Origin of the sequence: Aeromonas sp. sia0103, assembly GCF_963895295.1 — a bacterium.
Classification (GTDB): domain Bacteria; phylum Pseudomonadota; class Gammaproteobacteria; order Enterobacterales; family Aeromonadaceae; genus Aeromonas; species Aeromonas encheleia.
Window position 1 is genome coordinate 39809 of record NZ_CAWQKG010000022.1, and the last position, 22338, is coordinate 62146.

The window sequence follows — 22338 nt, forward strand, 5'->3', positions numbered from 1 at the left end:
GTGCTCTTTATTTACCGCGTGGAGGAAACAGGTAACCCCTGCTTTTTCATCACCCGCGGTTATCCCGCAGGGTGATGTCCTCTCTCCGGGAGAACCGCAAGTTCAACTGGAGAATATTATGTCTATCGAACTCGTCCTGCTGCGCACCGTCGAATCCCTGGTTCAGAAACGGATCACCCGACTGGAGCGTCGCGTCAGCTACCTGAATCTCTCGCCAGCCATGTTGAAAGACATCGGCCTGGAAGGGCAGGATGTGCAGGTTGCCCATGTCCGTGTGCGGGAGTTTCAAACCGGCTTCCGCCTTGGGAACCGAATAACCTGATGGAGGGGGACTCGCTCCCCCCTGATGTGCAAATGGCAGGCCTAGGCCTGCCATTCTCGTTTCTGATCGGTGCCGCCCTGATTTTTTAGTCGCACATTTAACCAAAAACTCTATGATCACCCACCGGTCTGTGCAGGAGTCATCCATGTTGTGTCGTTGTTTGCGTTCCATTCTGTTGTGCTGGCTGGCCTGCTGGAGCCTGGGGGTTGCCGCCGATACGCATCTGGATAAGAACAGATTGGGGGTGTCGGAACGGCTGTGGCTCTCGTCGCACAACGAGCTGGTGGTCGGCATGCCTTCCGTGGCCTGGCCCCCCTATGTCTATACCAATAGCCGGGGTGGCTTCAGCGGCCCGCTTGACGATTTTGCCACCCTGCTGGCGAACAAGTTGCACCTGACCCTGCGCTACAAGACCTATCCCTACTATGCCGGTGCCCAGCAAGCCTTGATGGATGACGAGGTCGACATGCTGATCGGGGTGACTCCGAGCCAGACCAGGCTGGAGCAGATGCTGTTTACCTCGGATCTCATGGTGCTGCCGCGGGCCGTCCTGCTGGCCAAGTCGAAAGAGGAGCCCACCCTGGAGGAGGCGCGGGAGCTGCGCTGGGTGTGCGAGTTCGGCTTCAGCTCCTGCGAAGAGCTGGCCTTGTTGGGCATCAACGACATGGTCGAGGCCGACAGCAGTGATGAGGCGGTCTTCATGGTCAAGAAGGGGCTGGCGGATGCCTATCTGGGGGATCTGCCATCTCTGATACGGCTGCAGCGGCTGCAGCAACAGGCGAACCTGACGGTGTCGACCCCGGACTGGGTGCAGGACACCTCGCTGGCCATCGCGGTCGGCCCCAAGAACAAGGCGTTGCAGGGCTTGCTGGAGGCGGCGCTCAACGACATTCCTATCGATGAACGGCGCCGCATTCTGGAGACGGGGGGCATAGTCGACTATGAACTGGCCCATGGTCCACGCCAGATCGTCTTCAACCAGAGCGAGCTGAACTGGCTGGCGCAACACCCCACCCTGAGCTATGGCGTGGCCCCCGACTGGCCTGCGGTGAGTGAGATCGACAGCCGTGGCCAGCTGCACGGCTTCATCGCCGACCTGTTGAAACTGCTGAGTGCGCGCACCGGTCTCCAATTCACCCTGGTGCCGACCCAGAGCTGGGCCGAGACCCAGGCCCTGTTCAAGGCGCGCAAGCTGGACTTCGTCCCGGCGATGACCTCGACCGAGGATCGCCGTCAATCCTTGCTGTTCACCCCGGATTACGCCTTCATACACAGGGTGATCGCGGCCCGGCAAGGGATGGCGGAGCTGTCCAGCGCGGCGGAGCTGAGGGGGCACAAGGTGGGCATGGTCGATGGCTCGGTCGAGACGCGGCTGCTGGCCGAGGTCGGCGCCATCCCGGTGATGGCCAGCAGCGATGCGGGACTGCTCCCGCTGCTCGACAGCCGCCAGGTGGACTATGTGCTGATGAGCATGACCACCCTGGAGCAGGCGCTGCAAAAGGGCTTCAGCGATCGCTATCAGGTGGTCTTCTCCGGCAACGAGCTGAGGGTACCCATCGCCATGGCGGTGCGTCAGCAGGATCCCATGTTGCAGCAGATCCTGACTAAGGTGCTGCTCTCCATCCGGCCGGAAGAGCTGGCCAAGCTGGAACACAAGTGGCTGTCGCTGACCATACAGACGGGCATCAACCCGGGGACAGTGCTGATGTGGTCCTCCCTCGGAGCGGGCATCTTCCTGCTCTGCGTGCTGCTGTTCATGGGCTGGAACCGGACCCTGCGCCGCCAGATAGTGCAGCGCCAGCTGGCCGAGCAGCAGCTGAACGAGCAGCTCACCTTCGTGCAGACCCTGCTCGACTCGCTGCCCAACATGGTGGTGCTGCGTGACAAATACCTGCGCATCACCCTGTGCAATCGGGCCTATCGCGATGCCTTCATCAGCGAGCGCAGCGATGGCGGCCTCTATCACCTGGACAACCTGCCATCCCTGGAGCGGGAGAAGGTGCTGAGGGAGGAGCAGGAGGTGTGGCTGAGCGGCCAGGCGATGGAGGGGGCGGGTTACAGCCGGCGCCATGATGGCACCGCGTTCCACGTCATCTATGCCAAACAGCCCTATCGCGCGCAGAGCGGCGAGCAGCTGGGGGTCCTGACGGTGCTGACCGATGTGACCCGGATCAAGGAGGCCGAGGCGCGGGCCCGCCAGGCGGAGACCCGCCTCACCCAGATCACCGACAGCATGCCTGGCATCGTCTATCAGTATCTGTGGCAGGGGCCGGGCCAGGGGCGCTTCCTCTATGTGTCCCAGGGGGCGAGGGAGATCCTGGGCAGCAGCGGGGAGGGGCTGCTGTCGGTGGAGTCGGGCGGCGAGGTGTTCGGCTTTACCGAGGCGGCGCTGCAGGATTTCGTCAGCAAGGTGGCCAATCACGCCGAGACCCTGGCTCCCCTCGATCTGGAGGTCAAGGTCGAGCGAGCAGAGGGGCTGCGCTACCTGCAGGTGCGCGGCAGCTTCGTGCGCCAGGAGGAGGGCAACCTGATCCTCAACGGCGTCATCCACGACATCACGGCCCTCAAGCAGCAGGAACACGAGCTCAGGGAGGCGCGCGCCTATGCGGAGCAGGCGATGCAGGCGCGCAGTCGCTTCCTCGCCACCATGAGCCACGAGTTGCGCACCCCCATCTCCGGCATGCACGGCATGCTGGAGCTGTTGCAGATGAGCGACCTCAACGACGATCAGCGCTACATGCTGCGCAACATCGCGACCTCGACCAACAACCTGCTCTATCTGGTCAACGATATTCTGGACTTCTCCAAGATAGAGGCGGGCCAGCTGCAGCTGCATTACCACGTCTGCCGACTCACCTCGGTCATCTGCGATGTCATCCGCGGCCACGCCACCCTGGCCTATGGCAAGGGGCTCAAAGTGACGCTGGAGTGGGCCGCCGAGGTGCCGGATCAGGCCAGCATGGACGCGATCCGGGTGGGGCAGGTGATCTCCAACCTGCTCAACAACGCGGTGAAATTTACCGAGTGGGGCGAGATCGCCATCCGGGTCGGCTATCAGGCGAACCAGCTGCTGTTTGCCGTGCGAGATACCGGGATCGGCATCGCCGATGACAAGCAGGTGAACCTGTTCACCCCCTTCAAGCAGGTCGAATCCGACATCACCCGGCGCTTCGGCGGGACCGGGCTCGGGCTCGCCATCTGCCAGCAGTTGATCCACAAGATGGGGGGCAGCCTGGCGCTGGAGAGCAAGCCCGGCACCGGGACCTGCGTGACTTTCAAGATCCCGCTGACCGAGTGTCAGTGGGATGCCCCGCCGCTGGTCGATCAGGATTGGTGGTGGCTGGGGGAGGATGCCGCGCTGCGGGCGACCATGGAGCAGCTGGGCGCCCGGCTGCATCGGCTGGAGCCGCATCAGTGGCGGCAACCGCTGAGCGGTCGCCTGCTGGCGGAGGAGCGCCTGCTGGAGCGGGCGCTGGGCACGGACTGGCAGCAGCATTTGCAGCAATCCGCGCTCAAGGGCATAGTGCTCTCCCCCCAGGAGGCGCTGCGCGGACGTATGGGCAGCGATGCCTGGTGGCGGCTGGGTCAGTCGCCGCTCTATCCCGATCTGCTGCTGGAAACCTGCCGCCAGCTGGCGGGGGAGCGGGCCACTCAGCCGGGGCAATTCCTGGTAGACAAGTTGCAGGGCCGTGTCCTGGTCGCCGATGATCACCCCATCAACCGTGCGCTGCTGGCCCGCCAGCTCGCCATTCTCGGCATCGATGCCGAGCTGGTCGATGATGGCGAGAAGGCGCTGCGCGCCTGGCAAGGGCGAGGCTTCGCCCTGCTGCTGACCGATTGCCACATGCCGGTGATGGATGGCTACAGCCTGACCAGGACCCTGCGGGCGGCGGGGGATCCGGCGCCCATCATCGGCGTCACGGCCGACACCTCGGAGGAGGCCAGCCGGCAGATGCAGGCGGCGGGGATGAACGATATGCTGTTCAAACCCTACAGACTGGAGACCTTGCGCCAGACGCTGCAGCGCTGGTTGCCGGTCGCCAGTGCACCGAGCGAGCCGCAGCCCCGCGTTCAGGCTTCGACCCAGGAGCAGGCGCTGAGCTGGATCTCCCTGTTCGGTGATGAGGCGCTGGCCCGCAGCATGGCGCAGGAGTATCTGGACTCCAATCGCCAGGATAGCGAGGAGATGGTGCGAGCGCTGGCGTGTCAGGATACCCAGGCGCTGGTGGAGACGGCACACCGCATCAAGGGGGCGGCCCGCATGGTCGGGCAGACGGCCCTGGCGACGGAGGCGGCTCAGCTGGAGGCTGCGGCCAGATTGAAACAGCTGGACAGGCTCGATGAGTTGAGTCAGACAGTACAGGTATTGATGGATGCTATTGCATGCGAAATTGGACTATGGCTCGATGAATAACAAGCAGCATGAGTTGGTGATCATGGTGGTGGAGGATCACAACTTCCAGCGCAAGGCCCTGATGCACCAGATCAGCAGACTCGGCTACGGCCAGCTGCTGGAGGCACAGGATGGCGAGGCGGCGCTGGAGCTGTGTCAGCACCACCAGGTCGACATCTTGTTTTGCGATCTGCGCATGCCCGGCATGGACGGCATGGCCCTGCTGCGCCGGCTCTCGCTGGGAGGCTTCAGGGGTGGCGTCATCCTGTGCAGTGCGCTGGAAGACGATGTGGTCGACGCCGTGCTGCGCATGAGCACGGCCTATGGCCTGCAGGTGCTGGGGCGCATCGACAAGCCCGCCGACCCGCAGCAGATCAGTCAGCTGATCGGTGCCTGGCGGCCCCAGCAGGAGCGGACCCAGGAGGAGGACGGCCACAGCCTGACCCAGGACGATCTCAGCGCCGCCCTGGAGCAGGATCAGCTGCTGCCCTGGTATCAGCCCAAGGTGAGCTTTGGCACCGGCCAGTGGATCGGCATGGAGGCGCTCGCCCGCTGGCAGCACCCCGAGTATGGCCTGGTCTCACCGGTGCACTTCATCCCTCTGGCGGAGCGTCATGGACTGATCGATCAGCTGACCGAGGTGATCATCAACAAGTCCCTGCGCGATGGACACCTGTGGGAACAGACCGGGCTCTCCCTCAACCTGTCGATGAACCTCTCCACCACCTCGCTGATCGAGGGGGATCTCTGCAACACCCTGCTCAACCATTGCCAGCGCTGGAGCATCAACCCTGAGCTCATCACTCTGGAGGTGACCGAGAGCGCCTTCGTCAAGGATCTCGGCAAGTCGCTGGAGGTGCTGACGCGGCTGCGCATGCACGGCTTCGGGCTCTCCATCGATGACTTCGGCACAGGTTACTCCTCCATGCAGCAGCTGGCGCTGCTGCCCTTCACCGAGCTGAAGCTGGATCGATCCTTCGTCGATCGCTGCTATGAGGATCCCTCCCGGCTCGCCATCATAGAGTCGAGCATAGAGCTGGCCCGCAAGCTGGGGCTCAAGTCGGTGGCCGAGGGGGTCGAGGATGAGCCCACCTGGCAGTTGCTGGCCAGACTGGGCTGCGATCAGTGCCAGGGCTTCTTCTCCGCCCGCCCCATGCCGCGGGATGAGTTGCTGGAGTGGCATCGCTCCTGGCTGGATCGATTACCCGCGCTGATCAAGAGCTGAACTCGGGGCAGGATGCCCGCAGTCGAACAAGGACGTTCATGAAAATTTCAAGCAAGTTGTTGTTTAGCTTTTGTTTTATCAATCTGCTCATCATTCTCTCCTCCGCCCTGGTGTACCACCAGCTGGGCCGGATCCAGCAGTCGCAATCGGCCTTGCTGGACCAGGCCCTGCCCGCCCTGCAACGGGATGAGGCGAGCCAGAAGGCGCTGATCGCCACAGTCTCCTCCCTGCGGGCCTACCTCATCCTCGGCAAGGATCCGGCCCAGGCCCAGCGCCTCAAACTGGAGTGGGACGGCGCCTGGCAGGCCATCGAGCGGCAGGCGTTTACCCCCGCCCTGACCCGGGCCCTCAAGGCGTTCAAGGGCAAGCAGGAGAAGGTGTGGGCCCTGGCTCACACCGAGGAGAACCTGCCGGCCCATAGCCTGATGCTGCTGGAGGCGGGTCCCCTGGCCGAGGCGGCACTCGATCAGCTGCAGTCCTTCGCCAATGAAGAGGTGGCGACGCCACAGGCGCAGTTGCCCGGCGATAGGCGCCTGCTGCTCAAGCAGGTGGGCGATGCCTACAACGGCCTCGCCAACGCCCTCTCCGCCCTGCGGGACTTCCTCATCTCCGGGGACAAGGAGTATCAGGCCAAGTATCAGGATTACTACCAATTCCATCTGCAGCGGGTGGCCGAGCTGAAACAGCAGCAGGGTCAGTTCACCGAGGCCGAGCAGGGGCTCTGGGCCCTGTTCGAGCAGATGTCGGCGCCCTTCGCCGAGCTGGTTGGCCAGGTGATCGCCAGGCGGCAGGCGCCCGACTGGGATCAGGCCAATCACCTGATGGCCACCGACGTCGAGCCGGCTCTGGACAGGCTCGCCGGCCAGCTGGCGTCCCAGGTGACCCACACCCGGGCAGAGGTCGACAAGATCGCCGGTCAGATGGCCGCCGCCGGCCAGACCATCCATCACAGCCTGCTGCTGACCACCCTCAGCACCATATCGCTCGGTACCCTGGTGGCCCTGCTGTTCAGCCGCCGCCTGACCCGGGATATCGCCAGCCTGGTGGCCCGTGCCGGTCTGGTGGCGGATGGCCGGCTGCCGGCCGAGCCCCTGCCGGTATTGCGGCGAGACGAGCTGGGTGGCTTGACCGGCTCCATCAACCGGATGTCGGGCCAGCTGCGTCAGCTGGTGGGGGAGATCCAGGGTGCCGTGGGTCAGGTGGAAGGCGCCTGTGACGAGGTGGGCCGTACCAGCAACATCATAGTGGGGGATCTGGCGAGCCAGAATCAGCGGGTCGATACGGTCGCCGCGGCCATAGAGCAGATGTCGGCCAGCACCCGGGACGTGGCGGGCAACATTGCCGAGGCGGCCGAGGCGGCTCGCCAGACCGAGCGACAGGCCCGCCAGGGGGGCGACGCCCTAACGCGCATGACCACCACCATGCAGCAGATCGCGGCCATGATGGCCGAGGCCAACCAGGCGATGGGGCAGCTGAGCCGCCAGAGTGAGCAGGTGGGACGCGTCACCGAGGTCATCGCCACCCTCGCCGAGCAGACCAACCTGCTGGCGCTCAACGCGGCCATAGAGGCGGCGCGCGCCGGGGAGCAGGGCCGTGGTTTTGCCGTGGTGGCGGACGAGGTGCGCCAGCTCGCCAGCCGCACCAGCCAGTCGACGGCGGAGATCAACCTGACCATCGCCAGCATCCAGCAGCAGACCCGGCAGACCGCCGACACCGTGGGCAGCGGCACCCGGCTGGTGGAGCAGGGGCACGGCGCCGTGGCGTCGGTGACCGAGACCCTCGAGACCATGACCCGGCTGGTGCAGGATCTCTGTGGCCAGTTGGGGGCCATCGCCACCGCCACCGAGCAGCAGTCGCGGGTGGCACAGGAGGTGGCCGGGACTGTCGAGGAGATCGCCGGGCTCAGCCGCCAATCCAGTGAGCGCAGTCAGCAGGGGGAGGAGATAGTCGCCAGGCTGAGCCGGGAGACGGGGCGCCTGACCTCGGTCATCAGCCGGTTCGAGCTGGGATAAGGCAGAGGCGGGCAAATGCCCGCCTCTTGTTTGATAGTGGTGACGAAAGGCTTGGTTGTCGAAGCTGTTGCCGGTCTCCTGATTGAGCAGGCTGACCAGCAGGAATGGGGGCGCTTCTCGCCGCAGACGTCTGGGGAGGGTCAGTCCAGGCGCCGGAAGGCCTGGTTGTCGAAGCTGCTGCTGGTTTCCTGATTCAGCAGGCTGACCAGCAGGAATGGGGGCGCTTCTCGCCGCAGACGTCTGGGGAGGGTCAGTCCAGGCGCCGGAAGGCCTGGTTGTCGAAGCTGCTGCTGGTCTCCTGATTGAGCAGGCTGACCAGCAGGAATGGGGGCGCTTCTCGCCGCAGACAGTTGGTGAGGGTCAATCCAGACGCCGGAAGGCCTGGTTGTCGAAGCTGCTGCTGGTCTCCTGGTTGAGCAGGCTGACCAGCAGGATGGCCCGCTTCTCGCCATCCGGCTCCAGATAGATGGCCTCGAACCCGGCAAGGGGGCCAGATTCGATAAGCACCTTGTCCCCCTGACTCGGCAGGCGCGCATAGCTGGCCCTGGCCTCATCGCTGTCGTCACGGCTCATCAGCCGATAGATCAGCTGGCTGCTGACATCCGTCCACTCCTTGCCGAAATGAACGATGCGGCTGATGCCGCGGGTCGACTTCAGGGTGATGGGCGAGACCTCGTCGAGATCCACGTGGATGAAGAGGTAGTTGGGAAACATGGGCTCACGCACCGGTACCCGCTTGCCGCGGCGCAGCTTCTCGATTTCCACCATGGGGTAATAGGATTCGACGCCCTGTGCTGCCAGATGGGCGCGGGCGCGGGCTTCTTCCTTGGGCTTGCAGTAGGCCAGATACCATTTTTTCATTGTTCTGTTTTGTGTTTGTTACCGTGCTGACGCCCATGATAACGGGGGCAAAAAAAAAGGCCACGCTTGGCGCGGCCTTTTTTGCAGAGTGAGTGATTACCAACCTTTCACCAGACCACCCTTGAACAGTTCGGTCCCTTTCTTGTAGACCTCGTCGGTCTGGAAGGACTGGACGAACTGCTTGACCTTCTCTTCGTCCTTGTTGTTTTCACGAGCGACGATCAGGTTGACGTAGGGGGACTCCTTGTCTTCGACAAACAAGCCGTTCTCGGTCGGGGTCAGGCCAATCTGACCGGCGAAGGTGTTGTTGATGATGGAGAGATCAACATCTTCCAGGGAGCGGGGCAGCTGAGCGGCTTCCAGCTCGACGATCTTGAAGTTGCGAGGGTTGCTGGCGATGTCCAGCACGGTCGCTTCCAGACCGGCGCCTTCCTTCAGCTTCAGCAGGCCCTGCTTCTCCAGCAGGATCAGGGAGCGACCCAGGTTGGTCGGATCGTTCGGCACCGCGATCTGGGCACCGTCCTTGAGCTCGCTCAGAGCCTTGATCTTCTTGGAGTAACCGGCGATCGGGTAGACGAAGGTGTTGCCAACCGGCACCAGCTTGAAGCCGCGATCACGGATCTGCGCATCCAGATAGGGTTTGTGCTGGAAGGCGTTGACGTCGACGCTGCCATCGTTCAGGGCCACGTTGGGGGTGACATAGTCGGAGAAGGTGACGATCTCGACGTTCAGACCGTATTTCTCCTTTGCCACCTTGGCCGCGGTCTCGACCAGCTCGGTCTCGGGGCCGGCGATGGCGCCGACCTTCAGGGTCTTGTTCTCTTCTTTCTGGCCGCAGCCGACCAGTACCAGAGTTGCCAGCAGCGCTGCCGCAGCGGATTTAATGCCCAATTTCATAAAAACCTCCTGTCAGAAATCGACGATTAACGATGATCACATTGTTTGACCAGGCGCTCACCCGCGCTCTGGATGAGTTGAACCAGCACTACCAGAATGACCACGGTGACCAGCATGACGGTTGGATCGAAGCGCTGGTAACCGTAGCGAATACCCACATCCCCCAGACCACCACCACCGATGGCTCCGGCCATGGCGGAGTAGTTCACGAGCGTGACGAGCGTGATGATGATGCTGTTGAGGATCCCGGGCAGGGCCTCGGGCAGCAGCACCTTGGCGATGATTTGCAAGGGCTTGGCACCCATGGCCTTGGCGGCCTCGAGCAGGCCGTCCGGCACCTCCATCAGCGCCCCTTCCACCAGACGGGCGATGAAGGGGATACAACCGACGGTCAGCGGCACTATGGCGGCTATGGTGCCGATGCTGGTGCCGACGATCAGCCGGGTCAGCGGAATGATGGCGACCAGCAGAATGATGAAGGGCACAGAGCGGCCGACGTTGACTATGATGCCGAGCGTCTTGTTCAGCAGCGGGTTGGCCAGGATCTGGCCGGCCTTGGTCACGTGCAGTGCCACGCCGAGCGGCAGCCCGAGCAGGCAGCCAAACAGGGCGGAGGCAAACACCATGATCAGGGTGTCGCCGAGGGCCGTGAACAGCAGATTAATCATTGCTTCGGACATAGCCCATTACCTCCAGCTGAATATGGTTGTCGATGAAGAACTGCTGGGTGGCCTCGCACTGGGCCTCGTCCCCGAACAGCTCGGCCAGCAGGAAGCCGAACTTGACCCCGCCGGCGTACTCGATGTCGGCACTCAGGATGCTGATATCGATGTTGAAACGGCGGCTCACCTCGGAGATCAGCGGCGAATCGACCGTGCTGCCGGTGAAGCCGAGCTTGACCAGCGGATAGCTGTTGGCCACCCGCTCGGGGCTCATCCTGTCCTGATACTCCTGCGGTACCTCCAGATGGATGGTGGAGTGGATGAAGTCACGGGCCAGCTGGGTCTTGGCATTGCTGAAGAACCAGGCCACCTCGCCCTGCTCGATCAGGCTGCCGTCGCTGATGATGGCCACCTCGTCGCAGATCCCCTTCACCACGTCCATCTCGTGGGTGATGAGCAAGATGGTGAGCCCCAGCTTGAGGTTGATCTCCTTGAGCAGGCTCAGGATGGAGCGGGTGGTCTGGGGATCGAGCGCCGAGGTGGCCTCGTCACAGAGCAGCACCTTGGGGGCCGGCGCCAGGGCGCGGGCGATGGCGACGCGCTGCTTCTGACCACCGGACAGCTCGGATGGATAGGCGTGGGCGCGGGCCTCCAGCCCGACCAGGGCGAGCAGCTCCTCGACCCTCGCCTGGATCTGCGCCTTGCTCCAGCCCGCCAGCTCCAGCGGGAAGGCGATGTTGGCGAACACGGTGCGGGAGGCGAGCAGGTTGAAGTGCTGGAAAATCATGCCGATCTGACGGCGGGCCTGGGTCAGATCCCGCTCGGGCAGGGCCGCCAGATCCTGGCCATCGACAAAGACCTGGCCCTGGGTGGGGCGCTCCAGCAGGTTGACGCAACGAATGAGGGTGCTCTTGCCGGCACCGGAGGCGCCGATCACCCCGAAAATCTTGCCTTGTGGCACATGCAGGCTCACGTCACGCAGGGCGTGCACGGCGTCACTGCCTTTACCGTAGACTTTGTTGAGACCGATCAACTTAATCATGGATTCTTCCGTGCTAACAGCCTTAAAGCACAGGGCGCTACAGGCGGGTGAATTGGGCAGAGGTTTCACTGGGTTGCTCTGCCATCATGGAGGATGATGCTAAGATGTCCGGATGGCTGTGTCAACGCATGTTTCTACGTCTAGACGTCTAAAAAAATGCTAAGGATTCCCGCCGGATGACTATGGAAAGTGGTGATTTCACAGGTGGCGATATTGAATTTCGATTATTGGTTAAATTTCCGAATATAAGCTGGTTAATGCAGGTTAAATATCAGTTTTGTTAGCCAGCGCCAGAACCGACTCTCTCCCCGTCTTCATCACCCGTGCTTAAGGTCGCATAGATACTGGCAGCTTGTCCCCTGCTCTTTTTTGATCCATCCCCTTGATGAAGCACAATAAATAACCAGTCACGCCAGCAGGGGCGGGGCCTTGGGGAGGCGTGGCGAGCTATCGGCATCCTGGCTCGGAAGCAGTGAGAACGGGTGAGCAGGCCGGTTTGGGGTGGCGCCCCGCTGATCGCCCGCCGCCCAATGACAGAGGCCCGGCATATGCCGGGCCTCTGTCATCTATAGGAAGTGGATCACTATAAGGGGAAGTAGACTCAGCCCCCTTGCTCCACGGCATGGAGCGCCGCCCCTATGATGCCGGCCTGATTGAGGCTGGCCGCGGCGACCAGCGGGGCCCGGGTCTCGATCCTGTCGATGAACTTGTCGAGCTTGGCGGCGCTGCCGCCCCCCAGGATGAAGAGGTCGGGGGAGAACAGGAACTCCAGTCTGGCCAGATACTTGTTGAAACGCTTGCCCCAGCGGCTCCAGGAGAGATCTTCCCGCTTGCGGGCGGCGTCCGAGCAGTAGTGCTCGGCAACCATGCCCTCCAGCATCAGGTGGCCCAGCTCGGTATTCGGCAGCAGCTGGCCGTTGACGAACACGGCGGTACCGATGCCGGTGCCGACGGTGATGAGGATGATGACTCCCTTGCGATCCCGGCCGGTGCCGAAGCGCATCTCGGCAAGGCCCGCCGCATCGGCATCGTTGAGCACGTGGCAGGGCAGACCGGTCACATCCGCAAACAGGTGGGCGGCATCGGTCTCGACCCAGCTCTTGTCGATGTTGGCGGCACTCTTGGCGATACCGTTGTGAATGATGGCGGGGAAGCCGCAACCCACAGGCCCCTTCCATTCGAAGTGTTCGACCAGCGCCTTGAGGGTGTGGGCGATGGCGGCCGGGGTAGCCGGTTGCGGGGTGGCCAGGCGGTAACGTTCACCGATGAGCATGCCCGTCTCGGTATCGACCAGGCAGCCCTTGATCCCGGATCCCCCTATATCTACTCCCAACATCTGCATCAGAGTGTTCCTTTTTAGTGTGCCGAGGGTCAAACGTCGGCAGAGCATGAAAAAATGACCCGCATCCGGCAAGGGGCAGATCACTTAGGCGTGATCCGGCAGACCTTTTTCGATGCAGCGGATCAACAAGCGAGTCTTTTTGCTGTCATCCTGCTGGCGTTGGGCCAGGGTCGCCAGCGCCCACTCGATGTGTTCGGCCACCATGGGCTCGGCCGTGCCGAGCGCTTGTTGCAGGGCGTCGCTCACCGCTTTGGTGGCCGGGCCGTTGCCGAGCGCCACCGCCAGGTTGCGGCGCCAGCGTTGATAACCGATGCGGCGGATGGGGCTGCCCTCGGTGTGCTTCAAGAACTCGGCCTCCGACCACTGCCAGAGATCGAGCAGGGGCGGGCGGTGCAGATTGGGGCGAGGGTTGAAGTCGGGCTCCAGGCTCACATCAGCATAGCGATTCCAGGGGCAGATCAGCTGGCAGTCGTCGCAGCCATAGATGCGATTGCCCAGCAGGGGGCGCAGCTCCAGCGGAATGGGCTCGTCGCTCTCAATGGTGAGGTAGGAGATGCAGCGCCGGCCATCCACCACATAGGGCGCGACGATGGCGCCGGTGGGGCAGATGTTGATGCAGGCCACGCACTTGCCGCACTGTTCTTTCTCCACCGGGGCGTCCATCGGCAGTGGCAGATCGACCAGCAACTCCCCGAGGAAGAAGAAGGAGCCGGCCGCTTCGTTGAGCAGCAGCGAATGCTTGCCCACCCAGCCGAGCCCCGCCTTGGCCGCAAGAGGGCGCTCCAGCACCGGGGCCGAGTCGACGAAGGGACGCCAGCCTAGCGTCTCGCAGCGCTGCTCGATGCGCTCCCCCAGCTGCTTGAGCCGGTTGCGCAGCACCTTGTGATAGTCTCGGCCGAGTGCATAGCGGCTGATGTAGCCCAGGGTGGGATCGCGCAGGGTGGCGGCAAAGCCCGCCTCGAAGGGGAGATAGTTCATCCGCACCGACAGCACCCGCAGGGTGCCGGGCAGCAGCTCATGGGGCCTGGCCCGCATCATGCCGTGACGGGCCATGTAGTCCATGCTGCCGTGATAGCCGGCGTCCAGCCAGGCCTGCAATCTGGGCTCTTCGATGGCGAGATCCGTGTCGGTGATGCCGACCTGGTCAAATCCTAGCTCGCGTGCCCAGAGCTTGATATCTTGGGCCAGTTGCTGAAGTTCGGTGGCCGTCATGCTGCTTCATCTGCCTGCAGGCGGAGGGTCTGCATATGTGGGCGATAATGTGGCAAGGGCCGGGCGTCGTCATGCCGGGTCATACGCCAGGCGGGGAGCCGGGCCACTAGAGGATGAAGGTCGGGAGCCGTCATGGTACAGGTTATCGAGGATGCTATCAGCGGGAAAGAAGGCACCAGTTTAGCACAGCCGCTGTGGCGGGCCGAACAGATCCGCACGCTGGAACAGCGCTGGGCCCGGCGCGAAGGGTGTGACACCTATGAGCTGATGACGCGGGCCGGCGCGGCCCTGCTCTGCTACGCCGGCCACCACTGGCCCCAGTGCGGCAACTGGTGGATCTTCGTCGGCCCCGGCAACAATGGCGGCGACGGCTATGTGCTGGCGCGCCTCGCCAGACGGATCGGTCTCGAGCCCCTGGTGATCGCCGCGCGGGCCCCCGCCCTGCTGACGGGGGATGCCAGGCGGGCCGCCGATGAGTGGCTGACCGCTGGGGGCAGCGTGCAGCTGGTCGACGAGCTCGAACTCTCGTCGCTGACGCCACCGGATCTGGTGATAGATGCACTGCTCGGCACCGGTGTCCATATCCCCCTCTCCCCTTCCATGACAAAGATCGTCGCAACAATCAATGGCTTGAATGCCCCCGTACTGGCGGTGGACCTGCCCTCCGGGCTCAACGCCGACACCGGTCGCGCCATGGGCGCCATGGGCGCCCTGGTGCGCGCCACTCGCACCCTCAGCTTCATCGGCATCAAGCAGGGCATGCTGACCGCCGACGGGGTGGACGGCGTCGGCCAGCTCGACTGCGACAGCCTCGGGGTGACGCCGGACGCCGACCTTGTCCCCGCCGCCGAGCGGATCGATTACCCCGCCCTCAAGTCCCTGCTGACCCCGCGCCCACGCTCGGCGCACAAGGGCCGCAACGGCAGGGTCCTGCTGGTGGGGGGCAACCTGGGCATGCAGGGGGCCATACTGCTGGCGGGGCTGGCCTGCCTGCGGGCGGGGGCCGGTCTGGTGCGGCTGTGCCAGCACCCGAGCCATGGCGCCGTCAGCCTGGTGCAGCCCGAGCTGATGAGCGGGCAAGCCGGGATCGACGATGACTGGGCCGAGGTGAAGGTGGTGGGGCCCGGGCTCGGTCAGGACGAGTGGGGACGCGCCCAGTACGAGCGGCTGGTCAGGGCCGACGGGGCGTTGGTATTGGACGCCGATGGATTGAATTGGCTGGCGCAGGGGCCCCGTCATCAGGATAATTGGGTGCTCACGCCCCACCCCGGGGAGGCGGCCCGCCTGCTGGGCTGCACCATAGCCGAGATCGAGACGGATCGCTTCGCCGCCGTCGCGCGGCTGCAGCGGCGATACGGCGGCGTCGTGCTGCTCAAGGGGGCGGGCTCGCTCATCTGCGATGGCCAGCGCATCAGCCTCTGCGATGAAGGCAACCCCGGCATGGCCAGTGGCGGCATGGGCGACCTGTTATCTGGTATAATCGCCGCCCTCCTGGCACAGGGCTGGTCTGCCAGCATGGCAACCCGGCTGGGGGCCGTGATCCACGGCGAGGCGGCCGATCTGGCTGCCGCCGAGGGGGAGAGGGGCATGCTGGCATCGGATCTGCTGCCCTGGATCCGCCGTCTGGTCAATCCGACACAGTAACAAGTAACAAGAAGAACATGGCAAAAACGTTGATGATGACACTGCCGGATGAGGCAGCAACAGTGGCACTGGGTGGCCGTTTGGCACAGGCGTGCCAGCAGGCGACCACGGTATTTCTGCACGGCTCTCTGGGGGCCGGCAAGACCACCCTGACCCGCGGTTGGGTGCAGGGGCTCGGCCATCAAGGCAAGGTTAAGAGTCCAACCTATACCCTGGTCGAACCCTATGAGCTGGACCGCTGGCAGGTCTACCACTTCGACCTCTATCGCCTGGCCGATCCGGAAGAGCTGGAGTTCATGGGGATTCGGGACTATTTCGGCGCCGATACCCTCTGCCTGGTCGAGTGGCCGGAGAAAGGGGAGGGCTGGCTGCCGTCCCCGGATCTGGAGATTACCCTGACGTATGTACACGAGCAGCGTGAGGCCCTGATAGCGGCCCGCACTGCTATCGGCGAAGCCATTCTGGAACGGTTGTCATCTCAGTGCGCTTGATCCTTGTTATTGTCCTCTCCTTGATGGCCTTACCCTCCTGGGCGAATCAGCTCAAGAGTGTGCGGGTCTGGCCGTCGCCGGATAACACCCGGGTGGTGCTCGACATGAGCAGCGCCCCCAATTTCAACTACTTCACCCTGAGCGGCCCGAGCCGCCTGGTGATCGATCTGAAAGGGGCGAGCAACGCCGCCAATCTGTCTCGCATCGGGAACAAGAGCGAGCTGGTGCGCAAGATCCGCGAGAGCACGCCCCTCGAGAAGGGCAGCCTGCGTCTGGTGCTGGATCTCAGCTCCGCCATCAAGCCGGTGGTGTTCCCGCTGGCACCGGCGGGTCCCTACGGTCACCGGCTGGTGATCGACTTGCCCTATGAAGAGAAGGGGGCCACCACGGCCCAGGCCGCGCCGGTCGGCGGACAGGGCAAGGCCATCGTCATCGCCATCGATCCGGGCCATGGCGGGGAAGATCCGGGCTCCATAGGTCCGCGCCGCACCTACGAGAAGCGGGTGACCCTGGCGGTGTCGCAGAAGCTGGCGGCGCTGATCGACCGCGAGCCGGGCATGCGCGCCGTGATGACCCGCCGTGGTGACTACTTCGTCGACCTCAACAAGCGCTCCGAGATCGCCCGCAAGGCCAAGGCCGATCTGCTGGTGTCGGTGCATGCGGACAGTTTCCACAACTCCACGCCGCGCGGCGCCTCGGTCTGGGTGCTGTCGACCAACCGCGCCAACCGCGAGATGGGCAGCTGGCTGGAGAAGCAGGAGAAACAGGGCGAACTGCTGGGCGGGGTAGGCAAGGTATTGGCCGAATCCGACCCCAACCCCTATCTGGCGCAGACCTTCCTCGATCTCTCCATGGACAAGTCCAGGGCCGAGGGTTATGACGTCAGCCGCCAGATCCTGCGCTCCATGGGCAAGGTCGCCCGGCTGCACAAGAAGGCGCCCGAGCACGCCAGTCTGGCGGTGCTCAAGGCGCCGGACATCCCCTCGGTGCTGGTGGAGACCGGCTTCATCTCCAACCATGGGGAAGAGAAGCTGCTGGCCACCGCCAGTTATCAGGATCAGCTGGCGCGCGCCATCTTCGAGGGGATCCGCAACTACTATCGCAGCCACCCGACCAAGGGCCCCATGATGACCGGCAAGGGCCAGCAAGTGGCCAGGAGCAGTCAACCAGCGGCGAAAAAGGCGGTGGTTGCGGCCGCGCCCCAGCAGCAGGTGACCAACCGCATGCCGGCGACGGTGCCGAGCCGCAGCAATGACGGCGGCGCCCCGGTCAGCAGCGTCAGCGGCGGATCCGGCGCCGGGGTGATCAAGCCCTATTCGGTGGCGTCCAAGGAGCCGAGCGTGCCGGTCACCAGCGCGCAGAGCAACGACAAGTCCAAGATGATCCGCCACGTGGTCACCCGTGGCCAGAGCCTCTCCCGTCTCGCCGAGAAGCACGGAGTGAGCCAGGCGAAGCTGGTCGAGATCAACAAACTCAAGTCGCGGGACATCCAGATTGGGCAGGTGATCTATATCCCCCAAGGATAAGAATCGGGAGCCAGCGATGGCGATCCCTATTTTGGCCTCCATTCTGGCCAAGCAGATTGCCACCGGCGAGGTGGTCGAGCGGCCAGCCTTCGTTGTGAAGGCGTCTGGATCCCGCAAGATGAAACGTCAGGAGTAAACGATGCCGATCCGTATTTTGCCGCCGATCCTGGCCAACCAGATTGCCGCCGGCGAGGTGGTGGAACGGCCCTCCTCCGTGGTGAAGGAGCTGGTGGAGAACAGCCTGGATGCGGGCGCCGACCGGATCGAGGTCGACATCGACAAGGGCGGCGCCAAGCTCATCCGCATCCGTGACAACGGCAGCGGTGTGCCCAAGGACGAGCTGGTGCTGGCGCTCTCCCGCCACGCCACCTCCAAGGTGGCAACCCTGGATGATCTCGAGGGGATCAACAGCCTCGGCTTTCGGGGGGAGGCGCTCGCCTCCATCAGCTCAGTCTCCCGCCTCACCCTGACTTCCCGCACCCAGGAGCAGACCGAAGCCTGGCAGGCCGAGGCGCAGGGGCGCGAGATGAACGTCACCGTCAAGCCGGCGGCCCACCCGGTGGGCACGACTGTGGAGGTGGTGGATCTCTTCTTCAACACCCCGGCCCGGCGCAAGTTCATGCGCAGCGAGAAGACCGAGTTCGCCCACATCGACGAGCTGATCCGTCGCATCGCACTCTCCCGCTTCGACTGCACCCTGATCCTGCGCCACAACGGCAAGGTGGTGCGCCAGTACAAGTCCGCCAACACGGTGGCGGAGCAGGAGCGCCGCCTCGCCGCCGTCTGTGGCACCCCCTTCATGCACCACGCCCTGGCGGTGGAGAGCGAGCACAGCGACGTGCGCCTGCGGGGCTGGCTGGCGCTGCCGGCGGGGGCCAGGCCGCAGAACGATCTGCAATACACCTACGTCAATGGCCGCATGATGCGCGACAAGCTGATCAATCACGCCATCCGCCAGGCCTATGACGAGCTGCTGCCGGCCGACCGCTTCGCCGCCTATGTGCTCTACATAGAGCTGGATCCGCACCAGGTGGATGTGAACGTCCACCCGGCCAAACACGAGGTGCGCTTCCACCAGGCCCGCCTGGTGCACGACTTCATCTTCCAGGCTCTGTTCACCGCCCTGCGCCGCGAGGCCCCGGCCGCCGAGGCGCTGGCCGAGAGTCAGGTCGAGCTGCCAGCCAGCCCGCAGATAGAGTACCCCGGCCAGGCGCCCCGCCCTGAGTGGTACGGCGCCGAGCACAGCTACCGAGCCCCAGCGCGGGAGGTGCGGGAAGGGGGCGCGGCTCGCGCCGGCAGCTATCAGCCGCCCGAACCCCCCGGCCGGGAGGCGATGCGCGGCATGGGCGCCCTGCTCACCACCCTGCCGACGGCCGGTGACGCGGCTGTGGCGACGCCGACCGCCGGCGCCACGACCAGCCCGTCGCCGCAGGGTTGCCGCGCCCTGACCCTGGTGGAGCAGGCCTACCTGCTGCTGGAACGCAACGGCCAGCTGGCGCTGCTCTCCCTGGTACGGGCCGAGCGGGTGCTGCTGCGCCACTGGCTGCTGGAGGCCTGGGGCCAGGGGCTGGCGGCGCAACCCTTGCTGCTGCCGGTCTCCTTCAAGTTGCCGAAAAACCTTATTGTGCTGGTGGAGGAGCAGGAACGTTTGCTCAAACGCATCGGGCTGGAGTTGAAAAGCGGTGGGCGCGACACCATGATCCTGACTCGGGTGCCGGCGCTGTTGCGCCAGACCGATCTGGTTAGTCTCTTACCCGAATTGCTGCAGTTAATCGAGAGCGGATCTGACAGTGATGGCAGCCAGCTGGCCGAGGTAGTATGCCAATGGCTGGTAGAGCAGGGCATAAGCTCTGAAAAAATATATGATTTTTCAACGGCCAGTCGTTTGCTGACGGAACTTGTGACCGATTTCAGTGACCAACTGGCAGACATTCGCATGGTGCGCCCCCTGTCGTTGGCGACCGTGCTGGAGGGATTTGCCCATGGCGTCTGATTCGCCACGGGCCAACGCCTTCACACAATGGCTAGTTATCGCACCCTGTGCCTGTTGTTGTGGGCAGACGTGTTAGAGGAACCTAAACGTGGCTGACTTGCCGAACGCAATTTTTCTGATGGGGCCGACGGCCTCCGGCAAGACGGATCTCGCCATCGCCCTGTGTCAGGCGCTGCCCTGCGACATCATCAGCGTGGATTCCGCGCTCATCTATCGCGGCATGGATATCGGCACCGCCAAACCGAGTGCCGCCGAGCTGGCCCAGGCGCCTCATCGGCTGATCGACATCCTGGATCCGGCCATGAGTTATTCGGCGGCGGATTTCTGCCGCGACGCCCTGCGCGAGATGGACGAGATCGCCAGGCGTGGCCGCATTCCGCTGCTGGTGGGGGGCACCATGCTCTACTTCAAGGCGCTGCTGGAGGGGCTCTCGCCACTGCCGCCTGCCGACCCGGCCATCCGCGCCGTGCTGGAAGAAGAGGCGGCCCGCCTCGGCTGGCAGGCCCTGCACGATGAGCTGGTGCGCATCGACCCGGTCGCCGGGGCGCGTATCCACCCCAATGACCCGCAGCGCCTGAGCCGGGCCCTGGAGGTCTATCGCATCAGCGGCAAGACGCTAACCGAGTTGACCCAGGTGCAGGGGGAAGGATTACCCTACCGGGTGCACCAGTTTGCCATCGCGCCCTCCGATCGCGCCGTGCTGCATCGACGTATCGAGCAACGCTTCGATCTGATGCTGCAAAACGGCCTCGAGCAAGAGGTGCGCGCCCTGTTTGAGCGGGGGGATCTCACCCCCGACCTGCCTGCTATTCGCTGCGTTGGCTACCGCCAAATGTGGGACTACCTGGCGGGGGAAGTGGGATATGATGAGATGCGTTATCGTGGCATTGTTGCCACCCGCCAATTGGCCAAGCGTCAGATGACCTGGTTGCGCGGTTGGCCCAACCTGACCTGGTTGGAATCTGGTGAGTCTGGCAATCTGGCAAGGGTCTTAGCCTGTGCTGGTGCGGCTTGACACTCCCTGTATAATCAGGTTGTTATATTGATATCCGGTGTTTAAAAACAACAAACTATAAGGAAAAGAAAGATGGCTAAGGGGCAATCTCTCCAAGACCCGTTTTTGAATGCGCTGCGCCGTGAGCGGATTCCTGTTTCTATTTATTTGGTCAACGGCATCAAACTGCAGGGTCAGATCGAATCGTTTGACCAGTTTGTCATTTTGCTGAAGAACACCGTGAGCCAGATGGTTTACAAGCACGCCATTTCCACAGTGGTGCCGGCCCGCGCCGTCAACCATCACCAGCCCGCCCCGGGCGCCGCCGGTGAAGAACAGGGTGAAGCCGAGGCGTGATATCCCGCGGCGAGCCGACTCGCCAACTCAGATTCATCATGAGACCCGTTAAGGAGCAAGCGCTTGTTTGACCGTTACGAAGCTGGTGAACAGGCCGTTCTGGTACATGTCAACTTCAGCGATGAGGGTGAGCGGGAGGATCTGGAAGAGCTCAAGATGCTGGTGAGCTCGGCCGGGGTGAATGCGCTGGGGGTGGTGACTACCAGCCGCAGCGCTCCCAGTGCCAAATTTTTTGTCGGTAGCGGCAAGGCTGAAGAGATCGCGTCCCAGGTACAGATGCTGGGTGCCGACGTGGTCATCTTCAACCATGCCCTGACCCCTGCCCAGGAGCGCAACCTGGAGCGTCTGTTCCAGTGCCGGGTGGTGGACAGAACCGGCCTGATCCTGGATATCTTCGCCCAGCGCGCCCGTACCCACGAAGGCAAGTTGCAGGTTGAACTGGCCCAATTACGTCATCTTTCTACTCGCCTGGTGCGAGGCTGGACCCACCTCGAACGTCAGAAGGGCGGGATCGGTCTGCGCGGCCCGGGTGAAACTCAGCTTGAAACCGACCGACGCCTGCTGCGGGAACGCATCAAGGCAATTCTGCGTCGACTCGACAAGGTGGCGAAGCAGCGTGAGCAGGGCCGTCGCGCCCGCAACCGCAACGAGGTGCCGACCGTTTCTCTGGTGGGCTATACCAACGCCGGAAAGTCCACTTTGTTCAACCAACTTACAGATGCCAGCGTGTATGCTGCCGACCAATTGTTCGCAACTCTGGATCCCACCCTGCGTAAATTGGTGATCCAGGATGTGGGTGATGTGATCCTGGCGGATACAGTTGGATTTATTCGACACTTGCCCCATGATCTGGTCGCGGCCTTCAAGGCGACGCTGCAGGAGACCCGCGAAGCGGACCTGCTGCTGCACGTCGTGGACTGTGCCGATGAGCAGATGCAGGAGAATGTCGATTCGGTGCAGACAGTCTTGGCCGAGATCGAGGCGGACGACCGTCCCCAGCTGATGATCTGTAACAAGATAGACAAGCTGACCGATCGTCCGGCCGGCCTGGAGCGGGATGACGAGGGTCGTCCACTGCGGGTCTGGCTGTCGGCCCAGACCGGTGAGGGGAGCGAATACCTGTTCGCGGCCCTGACCGAATTGCTGGCCGGATCCATGGTCCATCACACCCTGCAGTTGCCGCCCTCGGCCGCGAGATTGCGCAGTGCGCTCTATCGGCTGAAAGGCATCGAGCAGGAAGGTTTCAGTGAGGAGGGGGATTTTGTCCTGGAGGTGCGCTTGCAAGTGGCCGACTGGAACCGCCTCATGAAACAAGAAGGTGAGAGTTTACAACGCTTTATCAGGCATTGATGGTCGATGAAGATG

General features: G+C 63.6%; 17 protein-coding genes and 1 pseudogene. 11 read left to right on the top strand and 7 right to left on the bottom strand.

Annotation, left to right across the window (positions count from 1 at the left end; translation table 11 throughout):
• Positions 1-118 precede the first annotated feature (118 nt).
• The 4 genes from AACW18_RS08640 (at position 119) to AACW18_RS08655 (ending at position 7952) form a co-directional block, all read left to right on the top strand.
• On the top strand, positions 119-322 hold the full coding sequence (locus tag AACW18_RS08640; RefSeq protein ID WP_084228378.1) for a hypothetical protein: 204 nt from the start codon (positions 119-121) through the stop codon (positions 320-322).
• Between the two features lie 145 nt (positions 323-467).
• The gene (locus AACW18_RS08645) at positions 468-4736 is read left to right on the top strand and encodes a transporter substrate-binding domain-containing protein (protein ID WP_218388397.1); all 4269 of its coding nucleotides are present in this window, start codon (positions 468-470) and stop codon (positions 4734-4736) included.
• The gene (locus AACW18_RS08650; RefSeq protein ID WP_218291728.1) at positions 4729-5940 is read left to right on the top strand and encodes an EAL domain-containing response regulator; all 1212 of its coding nucleotides are present in this window, start codon (positions 4729-4731) and stop codon (positions 5938-5940) included. The genes AACW18_RS08645 and AACW18_RS08650 overlap by 8 nt, the downstream gene beginning before the upstream one ends.
• 38 nt (positions 5941-5978) lie before the next feature.
• Complete coding sequence (locus AACW18_RS08655) at positions 5979-7952, top strand: HAMP domain-containing methyl-accepting chemotaxis protein (RefSeq protein WP_218388398.1); 1974 nt, start codon at positions 5979-5981, stop codon at positions 7950-7952.
• A 140-nt stretch (positions 7953-8092) separates the two neighbouring features.
• Here AACW18_RS08655 and AACW18_RS08660 read toward each other — a convergent pair.
• From AACW18_RS08660 to queG, 7 genes and pseudogenes are all read right to left on the bottom strand, one after another.
• Positions 8093-8164 (bottom strand): annotated as a pseudogene (locus AACW18_RS08660) (transcription/translation regulatory transformer protein RfaH); the annotation flags it as partial.
• 148 nt (positions 8165-8312) lie between these two features.
• A complete protein-coding gene (rfaH, locus tag AACW18_RS08670) occupies positions 8313-8813 on the bottom strand; it encodes a transcription/translation regulatory transformer protein RfaH (protein ID WP_218291730.1) in 501 nt (166 codons plus the stop codon).
• Positions 8814-8909: 96 nt separating this feature from the next.
• Positions 8910-9710, bottom strand: coding sequence for a methionine ABC transporter substrate-binding lipoprotein MetQ (metQ, locus tag AACW18_RS08675; protein WP_033128759.1), 801 nt, complete (start codon positions 9708-9710; stop codon positions 8910-8912).
• A gap of 26 nt (positions 9711-9736) precedes the next feature.
• Positions 9737-10390 carry a methionine ABC transporter permease gene (locus tag AACW18_RS08680; protein ID WP_218291732.1) on the bottom strand — a complete coding sequence of 218 codons (654 nt, stop codon included), beginning with the start codon at positions 10388-10390 and terminating at the stop codon, positions 9737-9739.
• Positions 10371-11414 carry a methionine ABC transporter ATP-binding protein MetN gene (metN, locus tag AACW18_RS08685; protein ID WP_042654256.1) on the bottom strand — a complete coding sequence of 348 codons (1044 nt, stop codon included), beginning with the start codon at positions 11412-11414 and terminating at the stop codon, positions 10371-10373. Before metN ends, AACW18_RS08680 begins: the two co-directional genes overlap by 20 nt.
• 601 nt (positions 11415-12015) lie before the next feature.
• A complete protein-coding gene (gene ppgK, locus AACW18_RS08690) occupies positions 12016-12756 on the bottom strand; it encodes a polyphosphate--glucose phosphotransferase (protein WP_218388399.1) in 741 nt (246 codons plus the stop codon).
• Positions 12757-12840: 84 nt separating this feature from the next.
• On the bottom strand, positions 12841-13968 hold the full coding sequence (gene queG, locus AACW18_RS08695; RefSeq protein ID WP_218388400.1) for a tRNA epoxyqueuosine(34) reductase QueG: 1128 nt from the start codon (positions 13966-13968) through the stop codon (positions 12841-12843).
• A 132-nt stretch (positions 13969-14100) separates the two neighbouring features.
• Here queG and AACW18_RS08700 point away from each other — a divergent pair, with 132 nt between their 5' ends.
• The 7 genes from AACW18_RS08700 (at position 14101) to hflX (ending at position 22323) form a co-directional block, all read left to right on the top strand.
• Positions 14101-15612 (top strand): NAD(P)H-hydrate dehydratase, encoded by a 1512-nt coding sequence (locus AACW18_RS08700; protein WP_218388401.1) that lies wholly within the window; start codon positions 14101-14103, stop codon positions 15610-15612.
• Positions 15613-15629: 17 nt separating this feature from the next.
• Positions 15630-16103, top strand: a complete 474-nt coding sequence (gene tsaE, locus AACW18_RS08705) for a tRNA (adenosine(37)-N6)-threonylcarbamoyltransferase complex ATPase subunit type 1 TsaE (protein WP_042654252.1) — start codon at positions 15630-15632, stop codon at positions 16101-16103.
• Positions 16104-16126: 23 nt separating this feature from the next.
• Positions 16127-17629, top strand: coding sequence for an N-acetylmuramoyl-L-alanine amidase (locus AACW18_RS08710; RefSeq protein ID WP_256351823.1), 1503 nt, complete (start codon positions 16127-16129; stop codon positions 17627-17629).
• Between the two features lie 139 nt (positions 17630-17768).
• Positions 17769-19622, top strand: a complete 1854-nt coding sequence (gene mutL / locus AACW18_RS08715) for a DNA mismatch repair endonuclease MutL (protein ID WP_218388403.1) — start codon at positions 17769-17771, stop codon at positions 19620-19622.
• A 118-nt stretch (positions 19623-19740) separates the two neighbouring features.
• Entirely contained in the window at positions 19741-20637 is an 897-nt protein-coding gene (miaA, locus tag AACW18_RS08720) for a tRNA (adenosine(37)-N6)-dimethylallyltransferase MiaA (protein ID WP_218388688.1), read from the top strand.
• Between the two features lie 72 nt (positions 20638-20709).
• Positions 20710-20973: an RNA chaperone Hfq gene (gene hfq, locus AACW18_RS08725; RefSeq protein WP_033128769.1), complete on the top strand. Its 264-nt coding sequence runs from the start codon at positions 20710-20712 to the stop codon at positions 20971-20973.
• A 63-nt stretch (positions 20974-21036) separates the two neighbouring features.
• Complete coding sequence (gene hflX / locus AACW18_RS08730; protein ID WP_042654248.1) at positions 21037-22323, top strand: ribosome rescue GTPase HflX; 1287 nt, start codon at positions 21037-21039, stop codon at positions 22321-22323.
• Positions 22324-22338: the final 15 nt, after the last annotated feature.